General features: G+C 70.7%; 13 protein-coding genes. 7 read left to right on the forward strand and 6 right to left on the reverse strand.

The features are described from left to right. Positions 1-107: 107 nt before the first annotated feature. Complete coding sequence (locus ACWIHY_RS05350) at positions 108-482, forward strand: F0F1 ATP synthase subunit epsilon (RefSeq protein ID WP_355262423.1); 375 nt, start codon at positions 108-110, stop codon at positions 480-482. A 138-nt stretch (positions 483-620) separates the two neighbouring features. Beyond that, positions 621-1,067: a DUF2550 domain-containing protein gene (locus ACWIHY_RS05355; RefSeq protein WP_454374253.1), complete on the forward strand. Its 447-nt coding sequence runs from the start codon at positions 621-623 to the stop codon at positions 1,065-1,067. A 69-nt stretch (positions 1,068-1,136) separates the two neighbouring features. Here ACWIHY_RS05355 and ACWIHY_RS05360 read toward each other — a convergent pair whose 3' ends face one another. From ACWIHY_RS05360 to ACWIHY_RS05370, 3 genes are all read right to left on the reverse strand, one after another. Next, positions 1,137-2,987, reverse strand: a complete 1,851-nt coding sequence (locus tag ACWIHY_RS05360) for a glycosyl hydrolase family 18 protein (RefSeq protein WP_454374254.1) — start codon at positions 2,985-2,987, stop codon at positions 1,137-1,139. A gap of 181 nt (positions 2,988-3,168) precedes the next feature. Continuing rightward, entirely contained in the window at positions 3,169-3,819 is a 651-nt protein-coding gene (locus ACWIHY_RS05365; protein ID WP_454374255.1) for a response regulator, read from the reverse strand. Then, entirely contained in the window at positions 3,816-5,015 is a 1,200-nt protein-coding gene (locus ACWIHY_RS05370) for a sensor histidine kinase (protein ID WP_454374256.1), read from the reverse strand. Before ACWIHY_RS05370 ends, ACWIHY_RS05365 begins: the two co-directional genes overlap by 4 nt. Positions 5,016-5,168: 153 nt before the next feature. On the opposite strand from ACWIHY_RS05370, the gene ACWIHY_RS05375 reads away from it, so the two are divergent. Continuing rightward, positions 5,169-5,726: a hypothetical protein gene (locus tag ACWIHY_RS05375; protein ID WP_454374257.1), complete on the forward strand. Its 558-nt coding sequence runs from the start codon at positions 5,169-5,171 to the stop codon at positions 5,724-5,726. 68 nt (positions 5,727-5,794) lie between these two features. Here ACWIHY_RS05375 and ACWIHY_RS05380 read toward each other — a convergent pair whose 3' ends face one another. Genes ACWIHY_RS05380 through ACWIHY_RS05390 form a run of 3 tightly spaced genes read right to left on the reverse strand, consistent with a single transcriptional unit; the run spans position 5,795 to position 7,942 of the window. Continuing rightward, positions 5,795-6,367: a cob(I)yrinic acid a,c-diamide adenosyltransferase gene (locus ACWIHY_RS05380; RefSeq protein WP_454374258.1), complete on the reverse strand. Its 573-nt coding sequence runs from the start codon at positions 6,365-6,367 to the stop codon at positions 5,795-5,797. A 13-nt stretch (positions 6,368-6,380) separates the two neighbouring features. Further along, on the reverse strand, positions 6,381-7,148 hold the full coding sequence (locus ACWIHY_RS05385; RefSeq protein ID WP_454374259.1) for an ABC transporter permease: 768 nt from the start codon (positions 7,146-7,148) through the stop codon (positions 6,381-6,383). 11 nt (positions 7,149-7,159) lie between these two features. After that, positions 7,160-7,942: an ABC transporter ATP-binding protein gene (locus ACWIHY_RS05390; RefSeq protein ID WP_454374260.1), complete on the reverse strand. Its 783-nt coding sequence runs from the start codon at positions 7,940-7,942 to the stop codon at positions 7,160-7,162. Between the two features lie 79 nt (positions 7,943-8,021). Here ACWIHY_RS05390 and ACWIHY_RS05395 point away from each other — a divergent pair, with 79 nt between their 5' ends. From ACWIHY_RS05395 to ACWIHY_RS05410, 4 genes are all read left to right on the forward strand, one after another. Then, complete coding sequence (locus tag ACWIHY_RS05395) at positions 8,022-8,663, forward strand: TetR/AcrR family transcriptional regulator (protein WP_454374261.1); 642 nt, start codon at positions 8,022-8,024, stop codon at positions 8,661-8,663. 138 nt (positions 8,664-8,801) lie between these two features. Beyond that, the gene (locus ACWIHY_RS05400) at positions 8,802-9,650 is read left to right on the forward strand and encodes a 3-hydroxyacyl-CoA dehydrogenase family protein (RefSeq protein WP_454374262.1); all 849 of its coding nucleotides are present in this window, start codon (positions 8,802-8,804) and stop codon (positions 9,648-9,650) included. Between the two features lie 147 nt (positions 9,651-9,797). Then, positions 9,798-10,121, forward strand: a complete 324-nt coding sequence (locus ACWIHY_RS05405) for an STAS domain-containing protein (protein WP_214899360.1) — start codon at positions 9,798-9,800, stop codon at positions 10,119-10,121. Positions 10,122-10,445: 324 nt separating this feature from the next. After that, a complete protein-coding gene (locus ACWIHY_RS05410; RefSeq protein ID WP_454374263.1) occupies positions 10,446-13,148 on the forward strand; it encodes an ATP-binding protein in 2,703 nt (900 codons plus the stop codon). The last annotated feature ends 78 nt before the right edge of the window (positions 13,149-13,226 follow it).

The raw sequence follows: 13,226 nt of genomic DNA on the forward strand, positions 1-13,226 counted from the left end.
ACGCGACTCGTGGGAGAGGGGCGGGTACGTCCCGCCCCTCTCCGTACGCCCCCTAGAATTGACCCAACACCCGGCACAACCGCCGGGTGGTGACCCGAGGAGCCACCTTGGCTGCTGAGCTGCACGTCGAGCTGGTCGCGGCGGACCGTAACGTCTGGTCCGGCGAGGCCACCCTGGTCGTCGCGCGCACCACGTCCGGCGACATCGGCGTCATGCCCGGTCACCAGCCGCTGCTGGGTGTGCTGGAGTCGGGCCCGGTGACGATCCGTACGAGCGACGGCGGCACTGTCGTCGCCGCGGTGCACGGCGGGTTCATCTCGTTCGCCGACAACAAGCTGTCTCTGCTCGCAGAGATCGCCGAGCTGGCTGACGAGATCGACGCCGCACGTGCCGAGCGGGCGCTGGAGCGGGCGAAGTCGGAGGCGGATGCCGCCGCCGAGCGCCGCGCCGACGTCCGACTGCGCGCGGTTGCGGGACACTGAGTTCCGCAACAACGAGTTTTGACCTCAGCCGCGGCCCGTACTGGACTCTCCAGGGCGGGTCGCGGCTGAAGCGATACATCGGGAACTTCTGTTCTCTTACTGGTACTGGCACTGGATGATGCGAGGAGGTCGGTGGAGATGTTCCTCGCTCTGCTCGTGAGCGGCTCGGTAGTCGCGCTGGTACTGGTGGGGCTGTTCGTCTTCGGACTGCGCCGGCGGCTGATCCAGCGCTCCGGCGGCACCTTCGACTGCAGTCTGCGCTGGAACATCCCCGAGGAGCCCGACCGCTCCGGCAAGGGATGGGTCTACGGCGTCGCCCGCTACAGCGGCGACCGCATCGACTGGTTCCGCGTCTTCTCGTACGCCCCCCGTCCGCGCCGCGTCCTCGAACGCTCGGCGATCGAGGTGCTCTCGCGCCGCGTCCCCGAGGGTGAGGAAGAGCTGGCGCTGCTGTCCGACGCCTGCATCCTCGGCTGCTCGCACCGCGGTACGCGCCTGGAGCTGGCGATGAGCGAGGACGCTCTCACCGGTTTCCTCGCCTGGCTGGAGGCCGCGCCTCCTGGCCAGCGCGTCAACGTGGCGTAGCCGCACAGACGTAAGAAGCAGTCGGGGGGACGGGTCCAGGACCGTCCCCCCGACTGCTTCAGGCCTTTATTACTTCAGGCCGTTGTTGATAGCGGTCACCAGCTCGCCGTTGGCGGTGTCACCGCTGAACTCCCAGAAGAAGGCGCCTCCCAGGCCTTGCCCCTTCGCCCAGCTCATCTTCGAGCCGATGGTGGTGGGGGTGTCGTAGCTCCACCAGTCGGTGCCGCAGTGCGCGTAAGCCGTGCCGGCGACCGTGCCGTTCGCCGGACACTTGGTCTTGAGGACCTTGTAGTCCTCGATGCCCGACTCGTACGTACCGGTCGCGGCGCCGGTCGCGGTGCCGCCCGGCTCCTTCTGCGTCACGCCGGTCCAGCCGCGCCCGTAGAAGCCGATGCCGAGCAGCAGCTTCTTCGCGGGGACGCCCTGGGCCTTGAGCTTGGCGATGGCCTCGGCCGAGTTGAAACCGGCCTGCGGGATGCCGGCGTACGAGGTCAGCGGGGAGTGCGGGGCCGTCGGGCCCTTGGCCGCCCAGGCGCCGAAGAAGTCGTACGTCATCACGTTGTACCAGTCGGAGTACGCGGCGGCTCCGGCGTAGTCGGTGGCGTCGATCTTGCCGCCGGCCGAGGCATCGGCGGTGATCGCGGCGGTGACCAGGTTGTTCGTACCGAACTTGCCGCGCATGGCCTGCATCATGTTCTTGAACGCGGCCGGGCCGCTCGTGTCGCAGGACAGTCCGCAGGCGTTCGGGTACTCCCAGTCCAGGTCGATGCCGTCGAAGACGTCGGCCCAGCGCGGGTCCTCCACCAGCTTGTAGCAGGAGTCGGCGAACGCGGCCGGGTTCTTGACGGCCTCGGTGAAGCCGCCGGACCAGGTCCAGCCGCCGAACGACCACAGCACCTTGATGTGCGGGTACTTCGCCTTGAGCTTGCGCAGCTGGTTGAAGTTGCCGCGCAGCGGCTGGTCCCAGGTGTCGGCCTTGCCGTCGACGCTCTGGTCGGCGGTGTAGGCCTTGTCCATCGCCGCGAAGCTGTCGCCCATGGTGCACTTGCCACCCTGGACGTTGCCGAACGAGTAGTTGATGTGCGTGATCTTGGCGGCGGAGCCCGAGGTGTCCAGGTTCTTCACGTGGTAGTTGCGTCCGTAGATGCCCCACTCGGTGAAGTAGCCCAGCTTGACCTGGTCGCCGGGGCCGGGACCCGGGTCGGTGCCGCCGCCGGTGGTCTTGACCGCGCGGGCGCCACTGACCGGACCCGTCTGGTCGGCGGTGTCACGGGCCTGGACGGAGTACGAGTAGTCCGTACCCGCGCTGAGTCCGGTGTCCGTGTACGACGCAGTGGTGACCGTCGCGACCTTGGCGCCGTCACGCAGCACGTCGTAGTTCTTGACGCCCTTGTCGTCGGTGGCCGCGGTCCACGAGAGCTTCACCGACGTGTCGGTGATGGTGCCCGCGGAGGGGGTGCCGGGTGCGGTGGGCGGGGTGTCGCCGGGCACGGAACCGCCGTCGCAGGAACCGCCGTTGAGCTTGCAGCCGCTGGGGGAGCCGGTGCCGGTCCCGTTGAAGCCGAAGGAGACGCTGGCGCCGGGGGCCAGGTTGCCGCCCCAGGACTTGTTCTTGGCGGTCCAGTGGTTGCCCGAGTTGGTGACGTCGGCGTCCCAGGCGGACGTGACGGACGTACCGGCCGGGAAGTCCCACTCCACGGTCCAGGTGCTGAGGGTGGTGGTGCCGGTGTTCTTCACCGTCCACTTGCCCTCGAAGCCGGTGCCCCAGTCGGAGGCCTTCGTGTAGGAGGCGGTCGCGGAGGTGGCGGCCTGCGCGGGCGAGGCCAGGCCGACCATGGCGGCGAGCGGGACGATCAGCGCGGTGAGACCGGCTGCCGCTCTGGTTCTGAAGCGGGTGCGCAGGGGGTTTGTTGTACTCAAGGGTGCTCCCAAGAGAGAGGTCCGGCGGTGAACGGGGATGGGACCTGCGCCGCCTGGCGAGCACTTTTTGACATGACACGCTCACCACTGCGGTGCGGTGAGCGTAGGAAGGTCTGGACCAATCGTCAAGAGGTCTGGACCAGCGGAGGGTGGTCGGTGGTCACCCCATGGACCCGTGCGGTCAGATCCCCAACTCCTGGGCGAGCACGGCGGCTTGCACCCGGCTGCGCAGCTCCAGCTTCCCCAGCAGACGGCTCACATGGGTCTTCACCGTGGCCTCGGCCATGGTCAGACGCCGGGCGATCTCCGCGTTCGACAGCCCCTCGCCGAGACACGACAGCACCTCGCGCTCGCGACGGGTCAGCGAATCCAGCGCCTCGGGAGCGGGCGCGTTCACGGACCGTACGGGCGCGGGCGAGGCGAACTCCGCGATCAGCCGGCGGGTGACGGCAGGCGCGATCAGGCCCTCGCCGCGCGCCACGGTCCGTACCGCCTCGATCAGGTCCTTCGCGTCGGTGTTCTTCAGCAGGAAGCCGGCCGCCCCCGCGCGCAGCGCCCCGAAGACGTACTCGTCGAGATCGAACGTCGTCAGCACCAGGACGTCGGCGAGCTGCTCCGCCACCACCTGCCGGGTCGCCGACACCCCGTCCAGGCGCGGCATCTGTACGTCCATCAGCACCAGATCGGGTCGCAGCTCGCGCGCCATGGCGACCGCCGCCTCGCCGTCCGGGGCCTCCCCGGCCACCTCGATGTCCGGGGCGCTGTTCAGGATGAGCACCAGGCCCGCCCGTACGGCCGACTGGTCCTCCGCGACCAGCACGCGAATCGTCATGCGGACAGCTCCGTATCGTCCTCTGCGGGCAGCTGCGCCCGTACCTGCCAGATCTTCGTGCCGTCCGCCGCGGTGACGGGACCCGCCTCCAGCGCCCCGTCGAGCAGCGTCACCCGCTCCCGCATCCCCACCAGGCCCGCACCCGAGCCGGGCGCGCGGGGGCCGGGCCGTTCGCCGTACGGGCTGGTCACCTCGACCGTCAGTGTGTGGTCGGTGTGCGCGAGCGACACGGTGACCGGGCCTGGGGAGGCGTGCTTGAGCGCGTTGGTGAGGGACTCCTGGACGATCCGGTACGCGGCCATCTCGACCGGCGCCGGAAGGCGGCCGCCCGGTTCGCGGGCGTCGTCGAGGGCGAAGACGAGTCCGCTGTCGGCGCCGACCCTGCGGACCTGGGCCACGAGGGCGTCGAGCCCGTCGAGTACGGGGGCCACGGGCGGCTCCTGGTCGCCGCCGGTGTCCCGGAGCAGACCGATGAGCCTGCGCATCTCGGACAGGCCCTGGACGCTGTTCTCGCGGATGACGGCCAGGGCGTCGGCCGACGCCCTGGGCTTGTCGATGGACAGGGCGGCCGTGGAGTGGATGGCGATGGCGGAGAGGTGGTTGGCGACCATGTCGTGCAGCTCGCGCGCCATCCGCGAGCGCTCGGCCATGACGGCCTGGCTGCGGTCGATCTCGGCCAGCAGCGCTGTCTGCTCGGCGCGCAGTCTGGCCGCCACCGCTGCCTGACGGTGGTTGCGCAGCGTGGCGCCGGTGAGCGCGGGGCCGAAGGAGACCAGGCCGGTGACGACGCCGATGAGCAGGGCTTCCGGGCGGCGGAGCCAGGCGAGGGCGGCGATCGTCATGGTCACGGTGATCAGGCCGGTGATGACGGGGATACGGCGGGCGGCTCCGGGGGTGCCGTACACCACGGCGGCGTACATCAGGTCCGTGTACATGAGAACGGTCGCCAGGTTGCCGTGGGTGAACTGGTCCGCGACCAGGGCGGCCGTACCGACGAGCAGGGCCGTACTCGGGCACGACCTGCGCAGCAGCTCCAGGCCGGCCATCACCGTGAGGGGCACGAGGGTCACCCAGGACGGCATGAGGTCGCGGACGGCGGTGGTGTGCAGCCCGAGGCCCCACAGCAGGACTCCGCCGAGCAGGCCGATCACCGCGAGGAGGACGCCGTCGCGGTGCGGGCGGGGGAAGCGGGTCACGGCACCATCCAACACGGTGCGGACCGGCTCGTCGTCCTCGTGCGGGGTGACCCGGGGCTACATCGAAGGATGCAGTGCGGGTTCGTCACTGGCGACGACGATTCGGGGCCTCGCGGACGGGAGGGTGGGAGCGTAACGGGAGGAGAGTGAACCGTGATCGTCACGCTGGTCATCATCTGCGAAGTCGGCTTCTGGATCCTGCTGGCCGGGGGACTGGCCCTGCGCTACCTGGCGAAGATGCCGCGCGCCGGGGCGGCCGTACTGCTCATGGAGCCGATGCTGGAGGTCGTGCTGCTCGTCGTCACGGCCGTCGACCTGAAGAACGGCGCGGAGCCGGACTGGAAGCACGGCCTGGCCGCCGTCTACATCGGCTTCACCGTCGCGCTCGGCCACCGCACCATCAAGTGGGTCGACGTCCGGGTCGCCCACCGCTTCGCGGGCGGGCCGGCGCCGGTGCGGCCGCCGAAGTACGGGACGGCTCGCGCGGTGCACGAGTGGAAGGTGGCGGGGCAGTGGATGCTGGCGGCGGGGATCGCGATCGGGCTGCTGCAGGCGGCGATCTGGTACGTCGGCGGGGGCGGCGACATCGGGTCCCTGCGGATGTGGCAGCAGAAGATGCTCTTCGTGATCGGCATCAACGCGGTCATCGCGGCGATGTACACGGTCTTCCCGAAGCGGGAGCCGGCGGGGGAGCGGGAACGGGTGGGGTAGGCGGGCTGCGGGTGGAGTGCGGGTGCGGGGCGCTGCGCGCGGCTCCCCCCCCCACCCGCACCGAGTCCCTACCGCTCGCCGCCCGGCACCCACAGCACGTCCCCGACCTCCTTGTTGGCCACCCTGGCCAGGATGAACAGCAGGTCGGACAGGCGGTTCAGGTACGTCGCCGTCAGCGGGTTCATCACCTCGCCGTGGACCTCGAACGCCGCCCACGTCGAACGCTCCGCCCGCCGCACCACCGTGCACGCCTGATGCAGCAGCGCCGCTCCCGGCGTACCCCCCGGCAGGATGAAGCTCCGCAGCTTCTCCACCTCCTCCAGGAAGCGGTCGCAGTCCGACTCGAGCTTGTCGATGTACGACTGCTCGACGCGAAGCGGCGGGTACTTGGGGTCCTCGACCACCGGAGTCGACAGATCCGCGCCCACGTCGAAGAGGTCGTTCTGGACCCGGACGAGGACCTTCACGACAGCCTCGTCGAGCTGTCCGAGGGCGATCGCCGTCCCGATGGCCGCATTGGCCTCATTGGCGTCGGCGTACGCCGAGATCCGCAGATCGGTCTTGGCGGTGCGGCTCATGTCGCCCAGGGCGGTCGTGCCCTTGTCGCCGGTACGGGTGTAGATGCGCGTCAGATTGACCATGGGTCGAGCGTAGCTACGCGCCGGCCCTCCGGAAGACGCGTGTGCCCACCGTCACGGAGACCAGTGCCAGCGCGGCCGCCATCAGGGTGCCGTACAGCATGGCCGTGCCCGCGTAGTCGCCCACGTAAGCCGCCCGTACCGCGTCCACCAGATAGCGGAACGGGACGAAGCGCGACAGCAGGTCCAGCCAGCCCGGAGCGAGCGCCATCGGCAGCATCAGGCCCGACAGCAGCATCGAGGGCATGGAGACGGCGTTGATGACGGGCCCGAACTCGTGCGGCCGGGACACCTTGAGGGCGAGGGCGTACGAGAGGGAGGCGAGCGCGATCGACAGTACGCCGACGAACACGAAGCCGATGAGGACGCCGGCCAGCGGCGCCCGCAGGCCCATGAACAGGGCGGCGAGCACCAGCAGTACGGCCTGGAAGACGAAGAGCGTCGCGTCGCGCAGCACCCGGCCCATCAGCAGAGCGAGCCGGCTGACCGGCGTGACGCGCATCCGCTCCACCACCCCGGACTGTTTCTCGATAATGATCGAGAAACCGGCGAACAGCGCGCCGAACAGGCCCAGTTGGAGCAACAGGCCGGGGACCAGCACCTGCCAGGAGTCGCCCTTGGAGCCGAGCGGCAGACCGGTGAGGAGCGGGCCGAAGAAGAGCAGGTACAGCAGGGGCATCAGGACGCCGAAGAGCATCTGGAATCTCGACGCCATCGACTGGCGGGCGTACCGGCCGTAGAGCAGTGCGGTGTCGGACAGGAACTCCGAGGCGGACACGGACATGGGAGCGGCTCCTAGACGGCTACGGGGACGGTGTCGGCGGACGCGGCGCTGCGCCCGGTGATGGCGAGGAAGGTGTCCTGGAGGGGCGCGTCGATCGAGCCGCCGTAGCGGAGCTTGAGCGCGCTCGGTGTGCCCTCGGCGGCGACGACCCCCCGGTCGACGACGACGAGCCGGTCGGAGAGCTCGTCGGCCTCGTCCAGGTAGTGCGTGGTGAGGAAGACGGTCGTGCCGTACTCGTCACGCAGTCGGCGCACCAGGTTCCACAGGTCGGCCCGGCTGCCGGGGTCGAGTCCGGTCGTGGGCTCGTCCAGGAACAGCACGTCGGGCCGGTGGGCCAGGCCCATGGCGATGTCGAGCCGTCGCCGCTGCCCGCCGGAGAGGGCGGCGCACTTGCGGTCCATCAGGCCGGTGAGGTCCAGATCGCGGGCCAGTTCACCGGCGCGGGCGGCGGCCTCCGTCCGGGAGAGCCGGTAGAGGCGGCCCTGGGTCACGAGCTCCTCGCGTACGGAGACGCTGGGGTCGAGGCCGCCGGACTGGGCGACGTAACCGATCTTGCTCCGTACGCCCTGGGGATCGCCGGTCAGATCGCAGCCGGCGACGGTCGCGGCGCCACCCGTGGGCGCCAGCAGCGTGGTGAGCATGCGCAGCGTGGTGGTCTTGCCCGCGCCGTTGGGGCCGAGGAAACCGAGGATCTCGCCGCGCTCGACGGTGAGGTCGATGCCCCGGACGGCCTCGACCGGGCCCGCTTTGGTGGTGAAGGTCCGGGCGAGCCCGGCCGTGCTGATGATTGCCATGCCCTCAGGAAAACAGAGTGACTTAAAATTTGCAATGACTCCAAAAATGTAGGTGACTCGGCGAAGCTACGATGCAGGCATGGTCGAGGGACTCAGAGAGCGCAAGAAGCGGCAGACCAGGCAGCACATCTCCGATGTGGCCACGGGACTCTTCCTGGAGCGGGGCTTCGACGCCGTGACGATCGCCGAGATCGCCCAGGCGGCCGACGTCTCCGTCAACACCGTCTACAACTACTTCCCGGCGAAGGAGGACCTCTTCTTCGACCGCAGTACGGGCATCGTCGACCGGCTGCCCCGTTACGTCCGGGGCCGCAGCCGGGGCGAGTCCGCCGCCGCGGCCGTCCTGCGTGAACTGCAGCGGGAGGTCGAGGAGGTCGCCCCGTCCATCGGCCTGATCGACGGTTACGCCGCCTTCATGCGCGTCGTCATGGAGGCGCACACCCTGCGCTCCCGCCTCTGGGCCATCCAGCAGGAGGTCGTCGGGAAGCTGGAGGAGGCCCTGCGGGAGGACACCGGCGCGGCGGACGACGACCCGCTGCCCACGCTGATGGCCGGCCAGCTCGCCTGGCTCCAGTCCACCCTGATGGGGTGGATCGGTGGTGAGATGGTCAAGGGGCGCAAAGCGGCCGAAGTGTCGCGTGAGGCGCTTGTGCTCCTCGACGGGATGGAGGAGCTGCTGAGCGAGAAGGCGCTCAACTACGCGGTGCGGTGCGCCGAATGAGGCGTACCAGTGTGATGTCCGTCATTTGAGACGTGACGCGTATCTCTTCGTCGCCACACGGCCCCTCACGGACGCTAATCTCCGCCGGAGAGCCTGAACCGAACAGGCGCCGAGGCCAAAGAAATCAAGGGGTGTGTCGTGGCTGGGAAGCTCGCCGTCATCGGAGCCGGACTCATGGGGTCCGGTATCGCGCAGGTCTCGGCGCAGGCGGGCTGGGACGTCGTCCTGCGCGACGTCACCGACGCCGCGCTGACCCGTGGCCGTGACGGCATCAAGGCCTCGTACGACAAGTTCGTCTCCAAGGGGAAGCTGGAGGCCGCGGACGCCGAGGCGGCGCTCGGCCGCATCACGACGACCACCGATCTCGACGCGGTCGCCGACGCCGACATCGTCGTCGAAGCCGTCTTCGAGAAGCTCGAGGTCAAGCACGAGATCTTCCGTGCGCTCGACAAGATCGTCCGGGAGGACGCGGTGCTCGCGTCCAACACCTCCGCCATCCCGATCACCAAGATCGCGGCAGTGACGGAGCGTCCGGAGCGGGTCGTCGGCGCGCACTTCTTCTCGCCCGTACCGATGATGCAGCTTTGCGAGCTCGTGCGCGGGTACAAGACCAGCGACGAAACCCTCGCCACCACGCGGGAGTTCGCCGAGTCGGTCGGCAAGACCTGCATCGTCGTCAACCGCGACGTCGCCGGCTTCGTCACCACCCGCCTCATCTCGGCGCTCGTCGTCGAGGCCGCGAAGCTGTACGAGTCGGGCGTCGCCTCGGCCGAGGACATCGACATCGCCTGCAAGCTGGGCTTCGGCCATGCCATGGGCCCGCTCGCCACCGCGGACCTGACGGGCGTCGACATCCTGCTGCACGCCACGAGCAACATCTACACGGAGTCGCAGGACGAGAAGTTCGCGCCGCCGGAGCTGATGCGCCGGATGGTTGATGCCGGTGACATCGGGCGCAAGAGCGGGCAGGGCTTCTACAAGCACTGATGCCGCGTCAGCCCCTGGGGTCACTCCCAGGGGTGAATTCGGTATCGGTTCGCTTACGGACGGCAACTTCCTTGCCCGTCAGGCAGTCAGTTGGGTGCAGGGAATGAAACACGACACGGAGAACTGACGCACTCTCGGGGAGCGCATATGCACATCAGGGGCGACCACGTCGAGCTGGTCGTCGGGGGCCGCCTCGACGTCCGCAGCGCGGCGGACGCCCGTACGGTCCTCCACTCGGCCGTCGACGACGGTGTCGGCGATCTCGTGCTGGACCTGACCGAGCTGGATTCCTGGGACGCCACCGGGCTGGGCGTGATCATGGGTGCCCACCGGCGGGCCGGGCGGGCGGGCCGCCGGCTCGTGCTGCGCGGCGTACCGGCCCAGATGCAGCGCCTGCTGGTGGCGACCAGACTGCACCGCATTCTCGCCATCGAGGGCGGCATCGCCGCCGAGTCGCTGCCGCGCGTCTGAGCGGCCGCTGCCCGGGACTGCCGCTGCCCGGGCCTCCCACGGTGTGAACTCTCGCGGCCGCCCGGGGCGGCTGGGGCGCGAGCGGCACGGCGTTCGGCGCGAAGCGTCGCGATCCGTACGGCGGCCGCACAATCCTCACGAGACTGTGACGTCCCGGGCGGGGTGGCACCCCTCTGGTTCCCCGATACTGTGCGAAGGTCTAGGGTTCGGCTCGCCTGCCGATTGACGAACCCGAGTACGGCGGGCACCGGACCAGAAGCGACAGCGGGCGTGTGAAAGGCCGGGAGGGGCATCCGCACGCAACGCATCTGGGGGGCTTTGACCATGGACCCGATGAACCGGGGACCGGAAGAGTACGGCCACGACGACGACCGATTCGGCGAGAGCGAAACCGGTGACGGATCGCGCCGACCACCACGAGACGCGCTGACACCGGCCCTTGCGCAGAGCGCTCAGAGCAAGGGGAGCGGGTCGGCCTCCTCGGCACCCGCCCGTACCGTGCAGGTCGTCGCGGGCGACTTCCTGCTCACCGTCAACCCTGTCGACGGCAGCGAGATCGAAGTCTGCCCGCCCGCCGAGCGGCCCTCGCGGCCGGTCAGGCACAGCGCCGACGACCGAGCCGAACTGCTGCGCGCGGCGAGGCCGCCCGTTCCGCCGGGCCCCGTCGTTCCCGAGCTGCCTCTCCTGGAGCGCCAGGAGGAGCGCGAGAGGCTCGTACGACTGCTCGCGCGCGGCCGCTCCGTGCGGCTGACGGGGCCGTCGGGATCCGGACGTACGGCGCTGCTCGACGCTGTCGCCGCCGACTGCGCGGATCTCGCACCCGACGGAGTCGTACGGCTCTGCGGCGCCCACCGCACGCCCGAAGAGCTGCTCCACGACCTGTTCGCTGCCGTGTACAGCGCGCCCCTGCACCGCCCCGACCGGGCTGGGCTGCTCGGGCTGGTCCACGAGATCGGCGCCGTCGTCGTCCTCGATGACCTGGAGTTCGGCGGGGCGGCGCTGGACGAGCTGCTGGAGGCCACGCCCGAGTGTGCCTTCCTGCTCGCCACAACGCCCGGTGTCGCGGCTCCGTCACCCGAGTCGCACGTCGAGGAGGTGTTCCTCGGCGGTCTCGGCCGCAGCGCCAGCCTGGAACTCCTGGAGCGGGCCGTGGAGCGGCCGCTCACCGAGGACGAGGCGAACTGGGCGGGCGACCTGTGGTTCGAGTCCGAGGGGCTGCCGCTGCGCTTCACACAGGCGGGTGCGCTGCTGCGGCAGCGCGACCGGCTGCGCGTCGATCCCAACGCCTTCGACGAGTACGGATACTTCAACGAGCAGCCGTTCGACGCGCCCTTCGACGCGGAGGACGGCCACGACGTACCCCTGCCCTCGCTGGCCGAGGGAGCCATGCCGGTGGCGCTGCTCGCGTCCCGGCTGAGCGAGTCCGCCCGCGCCACCCTGCGCTTCGCCCTCGCGCTCGGCGGAGAGGTACCGCACCAGGCTCATCTGCCGGCCCTTGTGGGTGACACCCACGCGGACGCCGCGCTCGGCGAGCTCATGAGCTGTGGCCTGCTCTCACCGGTGGGCGCGCGTTTCCGGCTGGCGGCGGGGGTGGCCGTCCAGCTGGAGGCCGCCGGGTTCGCCGACGACATGACGGAGCAGGCGCACACCGCCGCCCAGCACTACGCCTGGTGGTCGGGGCACCCCTCGGTCTCGCCGGAGCGGGCGGCCGCCGAGGCCGACGCGATCATGGCGGCGATGGGTGCGCTGGTGCCGGGCTCCGGGGCCGGGCATCCGAGCGCGGCTGTTCTGCTGGCCCGCACGGCGGCGCCCGCCTTCGCGGCCGGCCTGTGCTGGGGCGCGTGGGAGCGGGCGCTGCGTACGGGCCTCGAGGCCGCCCGCATCGCGGGGGAGGTCGCCGAAGAGGCCTACTTCCACCACGAGTTGGGCGTCCTCGCGCTCTGTACGGGCAACCTTGACCGGGCCCGGGCCGAGCTGGAGGCGTCCATCGCGATGCGCGGCGCCGTCGCCGACAAGAGCGGCACCGTCGCCGGACGCAGGGCCCTGGCGCTGGTCGCGGACCGTTCGGGGCCGGGCGCGGGCGCGCTGGTGCTCGGTGCCCGTACGCCCGCCGGGGAGGAAGTACCGGCGGCCCGGTACGAGGAGTCGGCGTCGCCGCCCGGTGGCGTACCGGCGGCGGTCGTACCCCTGTCGCTGCCGGGCAGGCCCGAACGGGCGGGTGATGACAGCACGTTGGTCACGCACCGCTCGCCGGAGGCCGGAGGCGGTGGCGGCCTCGGGCGTCTCGCCGTGCTCAGCGGCGCCCGGCGCAACATGGTCGCGGCAGGCGCGGGCGCGCTGCTCGTCGCCGTACTCGGCACCGTGGTGACGCTCGGCGCGACGTCCGAAGGCGAAGAGCCGCAGAACAGGGTCACGTCCGAGCAGTCGGCGAACGAGGACGACGGGGAGAACGGGCTCACGGCCGACGAGCCGACGCAGGGCTCGACCAAGCGGCCGGGCGATCCGGCGGGTCCCGGTACGTCGGGACAGCCGCAGCCGGGCGAGAGCGGTGACAGCGGGGCCCCGGTCGAACCGTCGAAGAGCGGCAAGCCGACGGACGGCGATTCGTCGTCGCCGGGCAGCAAGCCGCCGACCACGGGCGGTACGACTACGGGCGGTCCGACCACCGGCGGTCCGACGACGGGCGGTCCGACCACGGGCGGTCCCACGACCGGCGGTCCGACCACCGGCGGTCCGACGACGGGCGGTCCGACCACCGGTGGCCCGACGACCGGTGGTCCCACGACGGGCGGCACGACGGACGGCGGCACCACCGACGGGGGCACGACGGACGGCGGTGGCACCGACGGGGGCACGACCGACGGCGGCGCGACCGACGGTGGGGCCACGGACGGCGGTACGACCGGCGGTACGACCACCGGGACGACCGGCGGAACCACCGACGGCGGCACGACGGACGGCACCACCACGGGCGGCAGCAGCCCGAGCGACAGTGCGCCCGCTTCGTCCAGCGCACCCGGTTCCTAGAGCGAGGCGTTTCCCGGAACACGGTGCAGCGGGAGGGGGCGGGAGGGGATTTCCCCTACCGCGCCCTCCCGTAACCGG

It is taken from the genome of Streptomyces sp. NPDC055287, from assembly GCF_053646035.1.

What these genes read in the sequence shown, in the direction of transcription:
- ACWIHY_RS05355 (WP_454374253.1), top strand. Translation starts at nt 621, where the DNA reads ATGTTCCTCGCTCTGCTCGTGAGCGGCTCGGTAGTCGCGCTGGTACTG.
- ACWIHY_RS05365 (WP_454374255.1), bottom strand. Translation starts at nt 3,819, where the DNA reads ATGACGATTCGCGTGCTGGTCGCGGAGGACCAGTCGGCCGTACGGGCG.
- ACWIHY_RS05380 (WP_454374258.1), bottom strand. Translation starts at nt 6,367, where the DNA reads ATGGTCAATCTGACGCGCATCTACACCCGTACCGGCGACAAGGGCACG.
- ACWIHY_RS05385 (WP_454374259.1), bottom strand. Translation starts at nt 7,148, where the DNA reads ATGTCCGTGTCCGCCTCGGAGTTCCTGTCCGACACCGCACTGCTCTAC.
- ACWIHY_RS05390 (WP_454374260.1), bottom strand. Translation starts at nt 7,942, where the DNA reads ATGGCAATCATCAGCACGGCCGGGCTCGCCCGGACCTTCACCACCAAA.
- ACWIHY_RS05395 (WP_454374261.1), top strand. Translation starts at nt 8,022, where the DNA reads ATGGTCGAGGGACTCAGAGAGCGCAAGAAGCGGCAGACCAGGCAGCAC.
- ACWIHY_RS05405 (WP_214899360.1), top strand. Translation starts at nt 9,798, where the DNA reads ATGCACATCAGGGGCGACCACGTCGAGCTGGTCGTCGGGGGCCGCCTC.
- ACWIHY_RS05410 (WP_454374263.1), top strand. Translation starts at nt 10,446, where the DNA reads ATGGACCCGATGAACCGGGGACCGGAAGAGTACGGCCACGACGACGAC.